We start from the raw sequence: 16927 nt of genomic DNA, 5'->3' as shown, positions 1-16927 counted from the left end.
CCGCCGGTGCCGTGCATGGCGCTATTGACGCCATGATAGTCTTCCGATTTGCGGAAATACGGCAGCACATCATCCCAGCCCCAGCCGACATTGCCGGCCTGCCGCCAGCCCTCATAGTCGGCTGCCTGGCCACGCATGTAAATCATGCCGTTGATCGACGAACAGCCGCCAAGCACCTTGCCGCGCGGATAGTTGAGGCTGCGTCCGTTGAGACCGGCTTCCGGCTCGGTCTTCATCATCCAGTCGGTGCGCGGGTTGCCCATGCAGAAGAGGTAGCCGATCGGGATATCGACCCAGTGATAGCGGTCACTGCCGCCGGCTTCGAGCAGCAGCACCTTGTTGCGCGGATCGGCGGAGAGCCGGTTGGCGAGCACGCAGCCGGCGGAACCCGCACCAACGATGACATAGTCGTAGTCGCCGAACGGAGATGATGAGGTTTCAGTCACGTGCAGGCCTGCTGTCCGGCGAAGCGTTCCCATAGCGGCACCATCGCCTTGTTGATCTCGCCATAGAGTCGATAACGCCCTGCATACGCCTCGGCAACCGCCCCGTTGGGTACAAACCGTCGGGCGGCCGCCGTCATGGCCGCGGCGCCGGCGCTGTAGTCAGCGAAGATGCCGACGCCGGTGCCTGCCGCGATCGCCGCCCCAAGTGCGCCGGTCTCGCGGCTGCGCGCCACGGTTACCGGCACGCCAAGCACATCGGCGAAGATCTGCGGCCAGACGCTGCTGCGCGAACCGCCGCCGGACAGCACCACCTCATCGAAATCGGCGCCGGCCTTGTGCAGCGTCTCGACATGCCGCTTGTGCTCGAAGGCGACACCCTCGAACAGCGCGCGCAACAGATGCGCCCGGCCGTGCCAGCCGGCGATACCGTAGAAGCCGGCGCGCGCATGGCCATTCTGCTGCGAGCCGTAGAGGAAGGGATGGTAGATGGGGATGTCGCCCTCGGGATCGACGGAGGCGACGAGTTCGCTGCACAGTTCGAATGGTGACTGGTCGGCTTCGCCGCCGTGCTCGAGGAATTCGCGAACGATCCATTCGAGATTGGCGGCCGAGGTCGCGCTGGATTCGATCGCCAGATAGCGCTGGCGATCGAAGGTCGACAGCATGAAGATCGAAGGATCGCGGATCGGCTCGTCGGTGATGACCTGGTTGATGCTCCAGGTTCCGGCGATGACCGAGGCAGCTCCGGTTCGGGTCACACCGGAACCGACGGCGCTGGCGACGACGTCGAACAACCCGGCCACGACAGGCGTGCCGGCACGCAGTCCCGTCAGGGCCGCCACGTCTTCGCTGATATGCCCGGCAATGTCGGCCGATTCCAGCACCGGCGGTAACAGATCCATGCAATCGCCGAGCCCGTAGGCGGCAAGCAGGTCCGGTTCATAGCGCCGGTCCTGCATCTGCAGCAGGCCGCAGCCAGACATGTCTGATGTATCGCTGCAGCGTGCGCCCGTCAGCCGATTGACGACGAAATCCTTGCACAGGAAGACCGTGCCGATGCTGGCGAACAAGGCCGGCGAAAAGCGCTTGAGCCAGGCAAGAAGGGTCGGTGTCTGCGCCGCCCATGGCCGTTGCAGGCAGTGTGTATAGGTGCGGTCACCGACATGCCGTTCGGCCCACTCGGCAACAATGCCGACGGCGCGGGTATCGAGCGACTGGATGCCGATCAGCGGCGCCCCCGCCCGATCGAGCGCATAGAGCCCGTTGCCATGGCCGGCGCAGCCGATGGCGACGATCTCGCCGGCGTCGATGCCGGCCTCGGCGATGCATTGACCAATGACCGAAACCGCGTTGCGCCAGAGTTCGTCGAGGTCGCGTTCGACGTGGCCGGGCTTCGGCATGGATGAGCGGCCATCGTGGGCGGCGAGCGCCAGCTCGCGCCCCGACAGGTCGAAGAGGACAGCCTTGATGACAGTGTTGCCGGCGTCCAGACCGAGAATGTAGTTTGCCATTGGCGCCTCCCGAGGCCGCAGCCTATGCCTGGTTGTACAGGTCCCAGGCCACGCGGCCATCGGCATCGTCATGAATGATCGCCATCAGCCCGCGCACGACAGCACTCGGGTTGGCATGCTGGTAGATGTTGCGGCCATAGACCATGCCGAGCGCGCCTTGCGCCATCAAGGCAGCGGACTTGTCGAACACCGCGCGCAGATCCTCTTTGCCGCCGCCACGCACCAGCACCGGGCAGCGCGCGGCCTCGACGACGCGGTGGAAGTCATTGGGATCGGTCGTCGGATCGGCCTTGATGATATCGGCACCCATCTCGCGCGCCAAGCGGGTCAAGGTGACGATCTTTTCGGCATCGCCGTCGACCATGTAGCCGCCATGTTCGGTGACCGGCAGCATGGCCAGCGGCTCGATCATCAGCGGCAGGCCGTATTTCTCGCAATCGGCGCGCACACGCGCGATGTTCTGCACGCATTGCCTGAACAGGTCGGGCTCGTCGGGCAGCATGAACAAATTCACCACGACGCAGGCCGCATCCATCTCGATGGCGCCAAGCAGAGGCTCGGCTTCGTTCTGCAGCACCGCCCACATCGCCCGGTGGCGCGTCTTGTTGTAAGGATTGCCCATGTCGATACGCATGACCAGCGCCGGCTTGTCCTTGCCCGGCACGGATTGCAACAGATCGGCCTGGCCGTAATTCATCTGGATGGCGTCGGGACCGGCCTTGACCAGTTGGCTGACGACACCGGCCATGTCTTCCAGCCCGGCCAGGAAACTCGGCTCGTTGCAGACGCCATGATCGATGGCCACGTCGAGGCAGCGCCCCCCGCCGAACAGCCGGTTCATGCGGACTTTCTTGTTTACGCGCATAGGGCGCTCCTTTGATGCGTCTGGAGGTCGATGCCGTGCCGGTCTGCCAGCAAGGCCAGGAAGGTCGAGCGCTCGGCGACGGCCTCGCTGGCATTCCAGCCTTTGTGATCGGCCAGCATGTCGAGAACGGCGCTGATGAGGTCGAAGCTCAGACCACCCGAAATGGCGATGGTGGAGCGGCGCAGGAACAGGTCGGCAAGGCACTCGACCTGCTCATGCTCGATGATGTGTCGGATTTCGCTTGCCGAGTAGTCGGACCGCGGCAGCATCTGTTCGCCCGCGGGGCGCGAAACGAAGTCCACGGCAGACGTGCCGTAGCGCTGCAGAAGTGTGTGCGCGCGCTCGACCGTCAGGCCGTATTCAAGCGCGAATGACGCGCACCAGCTCTCCTGATCGGCAGGGAAGTCGCGACCGCCGCCGATGGCCATATCCTCTGTACCCACACTGCGTTCGAGCCCGAGGCGCTCCAGCACACTGCCAGCCGCCAATGCTCCGAACGAACGAAACGTCGTCCACTTGCCGCCGATCATGCATAGTGTCGCCGGCAGATCCCCGCTCGCCTCGACGAACTCGCAATAGTGGTCGCGCGGTATGCGGCCGGTGAAGCTGTCTTCGCTGGCGGGCAAGGGGCGCACGCCGGCGAAGCGGAACACGATCTGGTCGTCGGTCACCTTGATCGAGGGAAAGACGAAGGCGAGCGACTGCAGGATGTAGCGCTGTTCGTCCTCCTCGCATCGGACCTGGTCGGGATCGTCGATCCGGATGTCGGTCGAGCCGATCAGCACCTTGCCGAGATAGGGAAACAGGATGCAGATGCGCCCGTCCTCGTTCTCGTAGTAGACCATATGGCCGCCGAGCGCTGCGAGCAGTTCGTCATTGTCGACGATGAGATGCGAGCCCTTGGTGCCGCCCATCATTCTCTGCGCCGCCGCCCCGATTGCCTTGTTGGTCAGGTCGATCCAGCCGCCGGTGGCGTTGATGACCAATCGCGGCCGCACCGGCAGTTGTTCGCCTGTCAGCCTGTCGGTGATGGCAAGGCCGTCGCCGTTCGATGACACCTGCGCATAATTCAAGGCGCGCGCGTTCGCCCCGCTCGCCATGGCGTCCAGCAGCATCTCCAGGCCGAGGCGTTCGGGCCGGCTCACCCAGGCGTCATAGTAGGTCGCCGAATTGCGGATCGCCGGATTGATCGCCGGCCATGTCTTCAGTGTCTCGGCGCGTCCCCGGAATCGGTGCGTCGGCATCAACCGCCGTGCGGCGGTGAACAGGTCATACATGGCAAGGCCAGTCTTGATCACCAGCGCGCCGCGCCGACTGGGCCGCCTCGTCAATCCCAGGAAACGCACCGCGCCATTGGCAAGGCCGGAGAACATGTCGAAGATCGGTACCGTCGTCGGCAGGGGCGCCACATAGTGCGGGGCATTCTTCAGCAGGCGATCGCGTTCGAGCAGCGATTCGCGCACCAGTTTGAATTCGCCGTTTTCGAGGTAGCGCAGCCCGCCATGCACCATGCGCGACAGGGCGGCACTGGCGCCGCTGCAATAGTCGTCCTTTTCCGCCAGCACGACATCGACGCCTTGCAAGGCCAGTTCGCGAAAGACGCTGATGCCGTTGATGCCGCCGCCGATGACGAGCACGGCTATATCAGGCCGTTCGCGCAGAGCGGCTGTTGTATCGCTACGGTTCATTGGACTGCTGCCTTTTTGCTCAGGCATCCATCGCCGTGAGATGCGCGGCGGCTGCGGCGTCGATTGCCGCAAGTTCGCCTGCCGCAAGCGTGATCTCGCCGGCCCGCGCATTGTCGAGCGCCTGTTCGGGATTGCGCGCGCCGCACAGGGCAAAAGTGATGCCCGGCTGGGCGAGCGTCCAGGCGATGACGATCTGGGCCATCGACGCCTGATGGTCTGCGGCAATCGAGGCGATGGCCTCCTTCAGCTTCGCCACCTTTTGCCGGTTGGCCGTGGAGAAGCGTGGATTGTCCTTGCGCTGGTCGTCGCCGCCGAATGTGCGGCCGGGGTCGACCGTGCCGGTGAGCAGGCCAAGCGCCAGCGACGAATAGCTGAGGGTGGCGATGTCATGGCGACGGGTGATCGGCAGCAGGCTGCCCTCGATCTCGCGATCGATCATCGAATAGCGCTCCTGGATCGCATCGAGCTGGCCGGCGTCGATATAGTGGCCAAGATCATCGGCACTGATGTTGCTGGCGCCGATGGCGCGGATCTTGCCGGCCGCCTTCAGTTTTTCCAGCACCACCATCGTCTCGGCGATGGGCGTCGTCGGGTCCTGCCAATGGGTGATGTAGAGATCGATATGATCGGTGCCGAGACGCCGCAGGCTCTGCTCGACTTCGTAGGCGATGCCGTCAGCCCCGAGATAGCGATGCACCGGCTTGCCGTCCTGGTCGAAGAAATGGCCCCCTTTGCCGGTATGCCAGTTCAGCCCGCATTTGGTCGCGATCACCACTTTGTCGCGCTTGCCCTTGATGGCGGTGCCAACGATCGCCTCGCTGCGGCCAAGGCCGTAAGCCGGTGCGGTGTCGATCAGGCTGAGGCCGGCGTCGATCGAGGCTTCGATGGCGCGCACCGATTCCTTCTCGTCGGTGCCGCCCCACATCCATCCGCCAATCGCCCAGGTGCCCAAGCCAACAGCCGACGCCGATATGCCGGACTTGCCGATCTGCCGCTGGATTTGTCGAGAATTCATGCTGCCTCCTGTTTGGCCAACTCGAGGATCTGGAGCCCGGTGGCCTCGTCCGTGACGATGGTGTCGAGATGGTTTCCGCGCATGGCGGCGAGGATCGGCGCGACCTTGCTGGGTCCGCTGGCGATGCCGATCGAGCGTGGGATGGTGGCGAACTCGTCGAGCGTCAGCGAGACCAGCGAACGGTTGAGCGAGTAGTTGCAGAGCTTGCCCTGGCGATCGATGAGATGGGCCAGCAACTCGCCCGTCGCCCCGGATTTCTGGATCGCCTGGCGGTCGGCATTCGAGGACGGATGCAGATCGTAGTAGCTGGAATCGTCGGTCAGGATGGAGCCGACCCCGACCACCGCGACATCGGCCTCGCGCGCCTTGCGAAACACGTCGGCGACGGAGCTGATGCCCATCAGCATCTCGCGCTGCTGCGCGGTGTCGGCGAACAGCGGCGCATGGATCTGGTAGGCGCGGCCGCCGAGTTTGTCGGCCATCAGTGAGGCGACGTGATTGACGTCGGTATAGTGCTTGCCCTGCACCAGGCCGGTGGCGGGGATGATTTCGACGTCGTATCGGCGCCCCGGCTTGAGACCGGCGACCAGCGCGCTGACACCTTTGCCACCGGTGATCGAAATGGTGTCGCCGTCCTTGATGGTGTCGAGCAGCAGCCCAGCCGCCGCCTCGCCGACCCGCTGCAGGGCCGTGTGCGGATTTTCGGAGACCGATGGCACAACCATCGCCCGCTCTATACCGCCCAGCGCCACCAGCCGCGCCTCGAGTTCAACCAGATGATCGATCGGCGACTTGATCTTGATCTCGACCAGGCCAAGCTGGTGGCCGCGCTTGATCAGCCGGTTGACGGTCGCGTGCGAGAGGCCGAGTTCCACGGCGATCTCGGCCTGGGTCTTGCCTTCGACGTAATGCAGGACAAGCGCCTGGTGCATCTGGCGGACGGCGGCGATGTCGTCGCGGGTGTTGGGAGGGGCCATGGTGTTGCTTCGGTGCGCTTGAGGTCAGGACTTCTTGCGATGCAGGAAGTGATCGATCGATACGGCTGCGAGCAGAATGCATCCCTTGATCATGTCCTGCCAATAGACCGAGATATCGAGGAGGATGAGCGAGCTGGTCACCACCGAGAGCAGCGCCATGCCGAGGATCGCCCCGAAGATGGTGCCGGAGCCGCCATTGAGCGAGGCGCCGCCGATGACGGCCGCGGCGATGATGTTGAGCTCCATGCCGGCGCCGAAGGTCGGCGTCGCCGCACCGAAGCGCGCCATGTAGATGACGCCGGCCAGCCCGGCCAGCGTCGAGCACAGCACCGTGACCCAGAACTTCACCTGTTTGGTCCTGATGCCGGAGAACTGCGCGGCCTTCTCGTTGGAGCCGGTGTAGAAGACTTTTCGAAAGGCCGTGGCGCGACGCAGCAGGAAATCGAAGATCGCCACCACCACGACAAAGATCAGGATGACATAGGGGATGTTATTGAAGCTGCCCTGACCGATGGCCTTGAAAGCCGGCGGCAAGGTGAACAGCGACAACGGCGTGCCCTTGGTGACGACCAGGCACATGCCGCGCACGATGACCATCGCCGCCAGCGAGGTGATGAAATGATTGAGGCCTATCACCGTGACGAAGAAGCCCATCGCCGCGCCGATCAGCGCGCTGACGCCGATGCCGATCAGGCTTGCCGTCCAGGGATCGAGGCCGGCGAGGAACAGCGCGCCGGAGACAACCATCGAGAAACACACGACCGAACCGACCGACAGGTCGATGCCGCCGACGATGAGCAGGATGGTCATGCCGACGACGACGATGCCTTCGATGGAGAAGCTCATCAGCATGGCGCGGAAATTGCCCCATGTCAGGAAGTGCGGCGAGGCAAAGCTCATGGCGATGCACAGCGCCAGGATGATGACGATCAGCCCGGCTTCGCGCATCGACGCAAGGCGGGCAAAATTGACGCGCCGCCCGCGACCCGCGGCCGGTATCTCGGCATGCATGAGCGCTTCTCCTGAGTTCCTAGGCGACATTCTGGGCCTGCCTTTGGTTTGAACTGTTGTGGACACCCGATGCCAGCATGATGATGGCCTCCTCGCCGAGTTCGCCGGCATTGAGTTCGCCGGCGATCCTGCCTTCGCGCACCACCATGACGCGGTCGCACAGGCCGATCAGCTCCGGCAGTTCCGACGAGATGACGACGACACCGACACTGCTGTCGGCAAGTTGGCGCAGCAGCCGGTGGATCTCGACCTTGGCGCCAACGTCGATGCCGCGTGTCGGCTCGTCCATGATGATGACTTTGGGGTTGACGGACAATTGCTTGGCGATGGCGACCTTCTGCTGGTTGCCGCCGCTCAGTGTCGAAACGGTGGCCTCGATGCCGGCCATGCGCACGCCGAGCCTGCCGGTCAGTTCCCGCGCCTGACGATCCTCGGCCTTGCGGTCGAGCAGGCCGAGTGGCCCCGTCAGCCTGGCGAGGTCGAGCGCCGAGATGTTCTGCGCGATCGGCAGATCGAGGAACACGCCGGAGCCTTTGCGATCCTCCGAGAGATAGACCAGCCCCGCCTTGACCGCATCGCCGTAGCTGCGCGGCCGCAATGGCTTTCCGTCGAGCGCAACGGTTCCTGCCGTCATCGGCTTCAGGCCGCAGATCGTCTGCGCGATCTCGCTGCGGCCGGCCCCGATGAGGCCGCCAATGCCCAGAATTTCGCCGGCGCGAAGCTGCAGATCGACGTCGGCGAAGCGGCGGCCATCGGAAAGGCCCTCAACCGAAAGGAGCAAGCGCCCAGCTTCTTTCGGCGCCAGCTTGTCGGGGTAGAGCTGGGTGATTTCGCGGCCGACCATCTTGCGCACCACGTCATCAGGCGAAACGGCGGCGATCGGGTCGGTCGCCACGTAGCGGCCGTCGCGAAAGACGGTGACGCGGTCGCACAACGAGAAGATCTCAGCCATGCGGTGGCTGATATAGACCACCGAAATGCCGCGCTGCTTGAGCCCGCGCACGATCAAAAACAGGCGCCGCGCCTCGCTCTCGGTCAATGCCGCCGTCGGCTCGTCAAGCATCAGCACCTTGCAGTCGAGCGTCAGCGCCTTGGCGATCTCGACGAGCTGCTGGTTGGAAATGGAGAGATCGGCGACCCTGGTGCGCACCGGAATGGGGGCAAGCAGGTCCATGACCTTCTGGGCATCGGCATAGAGCTTCTGGAAATTCATCAGCGGCGCCCGCCGGCTGTTGATCGCGGCCATGTAGATATTTTCCGCGACCGTGGCATCCTGGCAGAGCGCGATCTCCTGATGGACGAGCGCGATGCCGAGGCGTTGGGCGGCCGCCGGCGACAGGATCGAAACCCGCTCGCCGTCGATCAGTATGTCGCCCTCATCGGGTTGCAGCACGCCGGCGATCATGTTCATCAGCGTCGACTTGCCGGCGCCGTTCTCGCCGCACAGCGCGTGGACTTCGCCGCGTCGCAGCGCGAACTGCACGTCGCTCAGCGCCTTGACCGGGCCAAACGCCTTGGACAGGCCGCGGATTTCAAGAATGGGCGCCTGGGTCACGCCATGCTCCTGCGATGAACCTGCGGGGGGAGGAAGGAGGCCATGGCCTCCTTCCCGGTTGGCCCGGCCTTGCGGAGGCCGGGGTAGCAAGAGCGAGTTTATTCCTCGATGCCCTTGGTGCCGCGGCGCTTCAGGTATTTGTCCCAGTAGAAGTCGTCCGCATTTTCCTTGGAGACGATGGAGAAGCCATTGTCGACGAAGGGCACGCTCATCGGGTTGAAGCCCGAACGCTTGGCGTCGTTCATCGGATCGATCAGGCCCGGATGCTTGGCCATCCACAACAGCATGAAACCCATATAGCCCTGCATGCCCTGGTTCGGATTGACCGAGCCGAAGATCTCGCCGGCCTTGATCATGTCGAGGATCTTGGCGTTGACGTCGGCCAGCATGACGCGGATCTTGCCGCCGCCTTCCTTGGCGGCCTGCGCGGCGCCGATGGCCGAGTTGGCTTCCGGCATGAACACGGCGCCGAGGTCGGGATGCGCCTGCGCCAGGCTCAGCACTGCCTGGTAGGCCTTGGTCGGATCCTGGTTCGAAGCGGCGCGGCCGACGAGCTTCATGTCAGGCCATTTGGCTTCCATGCGGGCGACAAAGGCGTTGACGCGCTTGTCGTGATTGTCCTGGCCGGGATTTTCCAGCACGGCATATTCGCCTTTGCCGTCCATCGCCTTGGCAACGGCGTCGGCGGCATAGGTGCCTTCGGCATTGTTGTCGGAGGTGATGTAGGAGACGCGCTTGGAATTGGGCGAGTCGGCGGCGAAGGTCACCACGGCGGTGCCCTGTTCGATGGCGCGGTTGATCGGCTCGATGAATGGATCGGAGTTCATCGGATGCACCAGTATACCGGCCGGCTTCTGCGCCAGCGCCTGGTCGAAGGTCGCGATCTGCTTGTTGACGTCGTATTCCGGCGTGCCCGTATAGGCGGTCTCGCAGCCGAACTGCTGGCCGGCCTGCTTGAACATTTCATAGACGGGGAACCAGTATTCGACGCCCGAGACCATGACGTTCATGACGTATTTTTCACCCGGCTCGCATTTGAACGGGTTTGGGGTTTCGGCGCGTGCCTGCATGGACCCAAGACAGGTCGATGCAGCCGCCGCGATTGCGAGCGTGCTCAGAAATTTGCGCAAGTTTCCTCCCTTGGCCGAAGCCATCCTCAATGACCGTTGCAGACGCTCTGCGAGCGCTGCCGTATGGATTTGATGAAGCCGACCTTCCTCCGAAAGCCGACGACCGGGACATTACAGCCCGGCGTTCCATTGTCAATATAATTCACATAGTGAAATATATTTCACATCGAGGCTTTAGAACTGCCCAGAGACGGCGGCGCAACGAGCGCAACTCCCGCCACAGTCTCCGTATCGAGTTGGCGCGCGACGCAAAAGGCAATTTCTGACTGGCAGTAAGAACTGAATGTCTCCCCGGCCCGATTGTCACCTTGTGGAGACAACCGCAAGTTAACGGCGACCTCCACGCGTGAAACTGGGCCGGTGTCTACGGCAACAATTTCTGGGTCGATTCGGCGATCGGCCTTTCCGTCGTCGCGCTGACCAACACCGCAGTCGCGGGCATGACGGGTGAATTTCCATTGGCCCTCAGACGGGCGGTTTACGCGGTGTGAGATCTGTCGATCACCAACATGATCAAGGAGCTTTCTTATGAAGGCCTATCAACTTCAGTCAGGCGGCGGCATCGGCGGGTTGAAGCGTGTCGAACTTCCGAGCCGCGACGTGGGCGCATGCGAAACTCGCGTGCGTATCGAAGCCGCGTCGCTCAACAATCGTGATCTGAGCTTTGCGCGCGGCCACGGCGCTCGCAGCCGCCTCCCYGCAATTCGTCGCATCCGGCGGTCTCGACAAGGCTTCAGGCATAGCCGTGTTCATGCCGACCGAAGACACACAAGGCGTCCAGGATTTTGTTCAGGCCTATCGCGCCCACTTTGGTTTGATGCCCACCCAGCGCTCGTTCTTCGCCTATGAGGCAACCCGCCTGGTCGTCGACGCGATCCACCGCGCGAATTCGGACAGCCCTGCGGATATTCAGAGCGCGCTGAAATCGTCTCGGATGCCGGCACTGCATGGCGGGACCTACGCGATGGATGCGCACAATCACCCGCACACGCCTTTGCAGATTGTCGGCTTGCGCGGCGGCAAGGTGGTCGTCATCGGCAAGGTGGGCGGTTGACCAACATTACGCCAAGACCATCAGGCCATGGCTCACCGACCGTTTCAGTTTTTACCCTGCAGTGTGCAATGTCGAATGCGGCACCGGCGTCAATCGACATCCCACGGCGGTCGCGGCGTGAAGGCAGCAACCAGGAAATCGATCATGACCCGGACCTTCGCGGGCGGGGAGCGGTCAGGCGCGTAGACCAAGTGGATACCGCCGAGGTCGGCAGTCGGCTGATCGAGTTCGACTGCTTCCAGCAGGCCTTGCCGGATTGCCTCGGCAACGATGAATTGCGGCTCGTAGAGGACACCCAGGCCGGCGGAAGCGGCCGCAACCAGAGCGTCGCCATTGTTGGCCCGCAGCGTGCCCTTGACGGCAATGCTGCGCTCCCGGTTGCGCCCGAAAAACCATTCATCGGGCCTTGCGATGTTGGTGAATGCAAACCCCAGGCAATTGTGTTGCTGAAGGTCCGCCCAGACTTCAGGGCGGTCGTGCTTCACCCAGTACGTGGGCGCCGCGCAGACGATCATCGAGCTTTCGGCGAGCTTTCTGGAAATCAGACGGCTGTCCTTCAGGCGCCCGACACGGATCGTGAGATCCCAGCCTTCGTCCGTCAGATCCACCACCCGGTCATTCAGGCCGAGATCGACGGTAACCTTCGGGTGCTTTTCGGTGAAAGCCGGGATCAGTGGCGCCAGGTAGCGCACGCCGAACGATAGCGGAGCGTTGAGCCGCAGAAGCCCTGAGGCCTCGACCCGCTGAGAAGCAATCAGAGCCTCCACTTCGTCAAGCTCCGGCAGCAGGCGCGTGCAGAGTTCAAGATATTGCTGCCCGGGCTCGGTGAGCGTGAGCTTTCGCGTGCTTCTGTGAAACAGCCTGACGCCGAGCCGCTCTTCCAGGGCGTCGAGATGTTTCGTCGCCATGCCGGGAGACAGGCCCATTTGCCGGGCCGCAGCCGAAATGCTGCCGGCATGAGCCGAGCGGGAGAACACCTGCATTCCGGTGATGCGATCGAGCATTTCTTACTGTGCCTATGAAGTGACCCTACCAATCCGCAGATTATCAACTCTCAGCCAAACCGCTATCTGGTAGAAAGAAGCTTTCACGAGGCGTCCGAACCAGGGATGGCGATAGGACCCTTTTCGCGACGCRACCCCGTGATGATCCCCGAAACTTGATGATACGCCAATCGTCCCCGCGACGGGGGCCTGCCGGGCTCCGCCAGGCTGGCAGCGTTGGTTTTCAATGGCACTAGGACATTGCATGAAAATCTTGATACTCGGCGCAACGGGCCTCGTTGGCGCGACGGCACTCCAACAGGCTCTGGCGGATCCGCGGGTCGACCAGGTTGTTGCGCCGTCGCGACGCAGCCTTCCCGCTCATGGCAAGCTTGTTAATCCGGTCGCACCGGAACTGGGCATGCTGCTGCCGGATGCTGCGATCGGGAGCGTCGATGCCGTGATTTGCGCATTGGGAACGACCCCGGCGAAGGCTGGGTCAAAGGAGGCGTTTCGGCATATCGACTATGAGCTGCCGATTGCGTTTGCGAAACTCGCCCATGAGCGGGGTGCGGAGTCTTTCGCACTCGTTTCCTCTCCCGGCGCGTCGCTCTCCATTCCCCTGTATTACTGCCGCGTCAAAGGTGAAGCTGAACGTGACATTGCAAGTATCGGCTTCAAGTCTCTTACGATCGTGCGACCAGGCATGATCGGCGGCGATCGGGCGGAGTTCCGGCTGGCTGAACGTATCGTGCTGCCGATAGCGGCTGCTCTTCAGCCGTTGTTGCCTCGAGCGCTCCACATAAACCTTGCCTCACGAATAGCTGCCATCCTTGTTGAAGCGGCGGTCGCACCAGCACCCGGACGCCATATGGTTACTTCAAAGGATGTCGTGGGGCTGCCCACTGCGAGCGGAGACGTTCCGGCTTGACCATAGTCAGCTGAATAGGGCGAAGCCGGCCAAGCCCCCCAGGAGTCTGGTGGCAATCTTCCGCGTCTTTGTTGAGATCGTCGGAACCCTTGACAGGCATCGTGATTTTCGTGTTCGGCCAAGCGAACGCATATCCCATCAAAACGATAATTGACGGAGCCGAATGGCTTCATCGCAAACCTGATGCGCTAAGTTGTGAAGCCGCAGCACCGGTGAAACCAGCAGCGTATCTGTAGGCGCGGTGCCGCAGGGTTCAAACCGACGAACGGATTGATAGACCCTGCGGGCGTGCGCTGGACTGCGTCGAAACTATGGGCGGCGTGACGTCCTGGCTTACGACGGGCTGCGTCCGATGCGCCATTGATAGGGTGGTGGCGTGCCGTTGACTGCGTAGTCGCCGACGATGCGATCCTTGTAGATGCGTGGGTTGTGCGACGACAGGGTACGAGCGTTGCGCCAATGGCGATCGAGGCCGATCGGTTTTCTGGTCGAGGATGCGCCCAGCGCATCGAAGATGATCGTCGACGCCTCAAGAACCAGATTCGTGACGACCGTCACCGCCTGCGATGTCTCGAGTTCGGCGACCGCATTGGCCTTTTCCTCCAATTCGGCATCGCCGGCAAAGTGTGCCTGGTAAGCGCGTTCGATGGCCTGCGCGACTTGCAAAACGATGGCGCCGGCCGCATAGGCGTTGCTGCGAATACGGCCGACGACCTGAAGCACCTGCGGATCCTGGCTTGAGCGCGGGCCGGCGGCATTGGAGTAGGAGCGATTGCGCGCGGCAACGGCGGCGGCGGTCTCGTTGGCTATCGCCCGGCCTATCCCGGCGAGCGTGGCAAGATGCACCAGCTGGTAGAAGGCGGCGCCATAGCGGAACTTATCGTCGTCGACGACGACATCGCCGGGGTCGACCGTGGCATCGGTAAAGATCGTGGTGCCGCTGGCGGTGAGCGTCTGGCCAAAACCGTCCCAGTCGTCGACGACATTCACGCCCGGATCGTCGCGGCGCACCTGCAAGACGATGCCTTCCCCTTCGAGCCCCGTCGCACCGACATCGATCCAGTCGGCGAACAGCGAGCCGGTGGTGTAGTATTTGGTGCCGTTGAGCACCAGCCTGTCATCCTTGTTCGAGATGCGGGTCGAGAAAGCGTCCTGTTTTGCGTCGCCGATCTCGGTCCAGGCATTGCCGGCGATCTCGCCGCGGGCAATGCGCTCTGCCCAGCGCTTGCGGCTCTCGCCGGATGTCTTGTTGACGACATCCTCGACAAACCCGAAATGACCGCGCAGAGCTTGGGTGATATTGGAATCGGCCGCCGACAATTCGATCAGGATGTTGGCCAGTTCAGGCAGCGTCGCGCCAAGACCACCTTCGGCTTCGGGTATGCGCAGCGCGCCCAGGCCCGCCTGCTTCAATTTCGCGATCTGCGCCACCGGCAGTTCCCGGCCAAGCTCCCGCTCAACCGCACCGGCGGCAATCTCAGCAAATATCGGCCGGAACCGTTCGGCCAGTGTCTCATAGCGAGCGCTGGGGCCCGCGCCCCAGGCGGTATCGATCTGTGTCATTTTGCATTGTCCTGAAATTAGCGACCTCACCCGGCGCGGGCGAGGCGGTCAGTGTGGTCTGGCGACATTGGCACCGCCCAGGTAAAAGTCCTGGACATCCTCACGGGCTCGCAGTTCCTCTGCCGTTCCCGACAGAACGACGCGACCGTTTTCGAGGATGTAGGCGTAGTCGGCATAGCGAAGCGCGAGATTGGCGTTCTGCTCGGCAAGCAGGAAGCTGACGCCCTGCTCACTGTTGAGGATGCGGATGATCTCGAAGATTTCCTGCACGATGATCGGCGCAAGACCCATTGACGGCTCGTCCAGCAGCACCAGGCTCGGCTTGGTCATCAGCGCGCGGCCGATGGCCAGCATCTGCTGTTCACCTCCCGACGTCAGGCCGGCCTTGACCTTGCGCTTCTCCTTGAGGCGCGGAAACCAAGTGTAGATCCGTTCGACGTCGCGCTGCAGGTCTGCCCGGCTCGGCTTGCGGACGAAGCCGCCGGAGAGGATGTTTTCCTCGACCGTCAATTGCGCAAAGCAATGACGGCCCTCCAGCACCTGCACGACACCCTTGGCGACGAGCCGAGACGCCGAGAGGCTGCTGACCTGCTCGCCCTGCCAGAGGATGCTGCCGCGGCTGACCTTGCCGCGCTCAGGCCCGAGCAGATTGGAAACCGCCTTCAGCGTCGTTGTCTTGCCCGCGCCGTTGGCGCCGAGCAGGGCAACGATCTTGCCCTGCTCGACCTTGAGCGACACGTCGCGCACAGCAAGGATCGCCTGACCATAGAGCGCTTCCATGTTCTGGATCTCGAGGAAGCTTCTTTGTGCAATGGTCATGGGTCGATCCTGTCTATGCGGTTTGGTGTCAGTTCGTTGCAACGCGGGGCTCGATGCCCTTTTCCTTGGCGTAGGCTGCGGCCTTTGCCTTGATGACGTCGGCAAACAGCGAGGCATCGGCCTTGATCCAATCGGTCCTGGTGTCCCAGGACTGACCGTTCCACTGGATGATCTTGGCGGCGATGGTTTCGCCCTTGTGGTTGTCGATCGAGGTTTTCAGCGGGCTGATGAGGCCTTCCGCGCCAAGCTCGGAGATCCGCTTCTGATCGATGTCGAGGTTTTCAAGCGCCCACTGGCCTTCGGCGGCGGTCAATGGCCTGTTGCCGAATTTCTTGTGGCCGGTGCGCAGCGCCTCGACGAAGGTGATGGCTTCGATCACGCCGTAATTGTAAATTGTCCTTAAGGTCGGATTTGCCCTTGTCGAGGATATCCGCCTTGAGCGTCTTCAGGATGCCGTAGTTGGTGCCCGGCGGGAAGACCGAGACGGCGAGGTAACCGTTGGCGGCGGCGCCCGCCGGACGGGCATCGTCTTCCGAACCACTCCAGATATCACCGATGATGCGATTGGCGGGGAAGCCGACGCGAGCCGCTGTCTTGATCGCCACCGGCGTCATCACGCCCCAGCCGCGCAGAAAGACCCAGTCGGCGTTTGCACGGCGGATCTGCTGCCACTGCGTCTGCTGCTGTTCGCCGGGATGCGGAACCGGGATCTGGATATCTTCGAAGCCATATTTCTTGGCGAGGATGCCGAGCGGCTCGATCGTGTCGCGGCCATAGCCGCTATCGTGATAGAGCGTGGCGATCTTCAGGCCCTTGAGCTTGTCATAGCCACCGGCCTGCTGGGCGATGTAATCGACGATGATCTGGGCTTCGCTCCAGTAGTCGAACACCAGTGGATACTGGTAGGGAAAGACGCGACCGTCGGTGGCGATGTTCTGGCCGCCGCCAGGGCTGACGATCGGGATCTTGTCGATGCGAGCCTTGTCTGTGAGGACCACGTCGAGGCCGCTCGAATGCGGATAGATTGCCGCCGTCAGCGCGCCGTTATAACCGTTCTTGTAGCGCTCGTAGCATTCGATGCCGCGCTCGATCGTGTAGGCCGTCTCGCATTCCTGGACCAGGATCTTGACGCCATCGACGCCACCCTCGACCTCATTGATGTAGCGGAGATAATCGATGTTGCCGGCACCGAACGGAATGAACGATGGAGCGTAGGGCCCGGTGCGGTAGGTAAACAGCGGATAGAGCTGTTGGCCGGTGCCGTCTTCGGCGAAGGACGCGCTGCTCAGCATCGTGACGGCCATAGCGGCAGCGGCCGCCAGCGACATGGTCTTGGTTAGCAATGACATGGTGCAACCCTTGTTTGAGTGATTTTGAGA

Annotated in this window: 16 protein-coding genes; 2 read left to right on the top strand and 14 right to left on the bottom strand. The window is 62.8% G+C overall.

Annotation, left to right across the window (positions count from 1 at the left end; translation table 11 throughout):
• The 9 genes from AC1DX0_RS16890 to AC1DX0_RS16850 all read right to left on the bottom strand — a co-directional run.
• Positions 1-479, bottom strand: a 479-nt coding sequence (locus tag AC1DX0_RS16890) for a GMC family oxidoreductase (protein WP_477356139.1), incomplete at its 3' end; no start/stop codon positions are given.
• The gene (locus tag AC1DX0_RS16885; protein ID WP_477220755.1) at positions 443-1957 is read right to left on the bottom strand and encodes an FGGY-family carbohydrate kinase; all 1515 of its coding nucleotides are present in this window, start codon (positions 1955-1957) and stop codon (positions 443-445) included. The genes AC1DX0_RS16885 and AC1DX0_RS16890, both read right to left, overlap by 37 nt.
• Positions 1958-1979: 22 nt before the next feature.
• Positions 1980-2822 carry a class I fructose-bisphosphate aldolase gene (locus AC1DX0_RS16880; RefSeq protein ID WP_477220754.1) on the bottom strand — a complete coding sequence of 281 codons (843 nt, stop codon included), beginning with the start codon at positions 2820-2822 and terminating at the stop codon, positions 1980-1982.
• A complete protein-coding gene (locus tag AC1DX0_RS16875) occupies positions 2813-4510 on the bottom strand; it encodes a glycerol-3-phosphate dehydrogenase/oxidase (protein WP_477220753.1) in 1698 nt (565 codons plus the stop codon). The genes AC1DX0_RS16880 and AC1DX0_RS16875 overlap by 10 nt, the downstream gene beginning before the upstream one ends.
• 19 nt (positions 4511-4529) lie before the next feature.
• Positions 4530-5525: an aldo/keto reductase gene (locus AC1DX0_RS16870; RefSeq protein ID WP_477220752.1), complete on the bottom strand. Its 996-nt coding sequence runs from the start codon at positions 5523-5525 to the stop codon at positions 4530-4532.
• Entirely contained in the window at positions 5522-6502 is a 981-nt protein-coding gene (locus tag AC1DX0_RS16865) for a sugar-binding transcriptional regulator (RefSeq protein ID WP_477220751.1), read from the bottom strand. Before AC1DX0_RS16865 ends, AC1DX0_RS16870 begins: the two co-directional genes overlap by 4 nt.
• A gap of 24 nt (positions 6503-6526) precedes the next feature.
• The gene (locus AC1DX0_RS16860; RefSeq protein WP_477220750.1) at positions 6527-7513 is read right to left on the bottom strand and encodes an ABC transporter permease; all 987 of its coding nucleotides are present in this window, start codon (positions 7511-7513) and stop codon (positions 6527-6529) included.
• A gap of 19 nt (positions 7514-7532) precedes the next feature.
• Positions 7533-9068, bottom strand: coding sequence for a sugar ABC transporter ATP-binding protein (locus tag AC1DX0_RS16855; protein WP_477220749.1), 1536 nt, complete (start codon positions 9066-9068; stop codon positions 7533-7535).
• A 98-nt stretch (positions 9069-9166) separates the two neighbouring features.
• Positions 9167-10198, bottom strand: a complete 1032-nt coding sequence (locus AC1DX0_RS16850) for a substrate-binding domain-containing protein (protein ID WP_477220748.1) — start codon at positions 10196-10198, stop codon at positions 9167-9169.
• 664 nt (positions 10199-10862) lie between these two features.
• On the opposite strand from AC1DX0_RS16850, the gene AC1DX0_RS16845 reads away from it, so the two are divergent.
• The gene (locus AC1DX0_RS16845) at positions 10863-11252 is read left to right on the top strand and encodes an ABC transporter substrate-binding protein (protein ID WP_477356136.1); all 390 of its coding nucleotides are present in this window, start codon (positions 10863-10865) and stop codon (positions 11250-11252) included.
• 89 nt (positions 11253-11341) lie between these two features.
• Here AC1DX0_RS16845 and AC1DX0_RS16840 read toward each other — a convergent pair whose 3' ends face one another.
• Positions 11342-12256 carry a LysR family transcriptional regulator gene (locus AC1DX0_RS16840; RefSeq protein ID WP_477220746.1) on the bottom strand — a complete coding sequence of 305 codons (915 nt, stop codon included), beginning with the start codon at positions 12254-12256 and terminating at the stop codon, positions 11342-11344.
• A 244-nt stretch (positions 12257-12500) separates the two neighbouring features.
• Here AC1DX0_RS16840 and AC1DX0_RS16835 point away from each other — a divergent pair, with 244 nt between their 5' ends.
• The gene (locus AC1DX0_RS16835) at positions 12501-13166 is read left to right on the top strand and encodes an NAD(P)H-binding protein (RefSeq protein WP_477220745.1); all 666 of its coding nucleotides are present in this window, start codon (positions 12501-12503) and stop codon (positions 13164-13166) included.
• Between the two features lie 333 nt (positions 13167-13499).
• Here AC1DX0_RS16835 and AC1DX0_RS16830 read toward each other — a convergent pair whose 3' ends face one another.
• Genes AC1DX0_RS16830 through AC1DX0_RS16815 form a run of 4 tightly spaced genes read right to left on the bottom strand, consistent with a single transcriptional unit; the run spans position 13500 to position 16897 of the window.
• Complete coding sequence (locus tag AC1DX0_RS16830) at positions 13500-14729, bottom strand: acyl-CoA dehydrogenase family protein (protein WP_477220744.1); 1230 nt, start codon at positions 14727-14729, stop codon at positions 13500-13502.
• 48 nt (positions 14730-14777) lie between these two features.
• The gene (locus tag AC1DX0_RS16825; RefSeq protein ID WP_477220743.1) at positions 14778-15548 is read right to left on the bottom strand and encodes an ABC transporter ATP-binding protein; all 771 of its coding nucleotides are present in this window, start codon (positions 15546-15548) and stop codon (positions 14778-14780) included.
• A 28-nt stretch (positions 15549-15576) separates the two neighbouring features.
• Positions 15577-15861 (bottom strand): hypothetical protein, encoded by a 285-nt coding sequence (locus AC1DX0_RS16820; protein ID WP_477220742.1) that lies wholly within the window; start codon positions 15859-15861, stop codon positions 15577-15579.
• Complete coding sequence (locus AC1DX0_RS16815; protein WP_477356133.1) at positions 15830-16897, bottom strand: ABC transporter substrate-binding protein; 1068 nt, start codon at positions 16895-16897, stop codon at positions 15830-15832. The genes AC1DX0_RS16820 and AC1DX0_RS16815 overlap by 32 nt, the downstream gene beginning before the upstream one ends.
• Positions 16898-16927: the final 30 nt, after the last annotated feature.

This window comes from Mesorhizobium sp. P3_A9, assembly GCF_056402975.1.
Note: the sequence above shows the minus strand (reverse complement) of the source record. Positions and strands in the feature narration are given on the sequence as shown.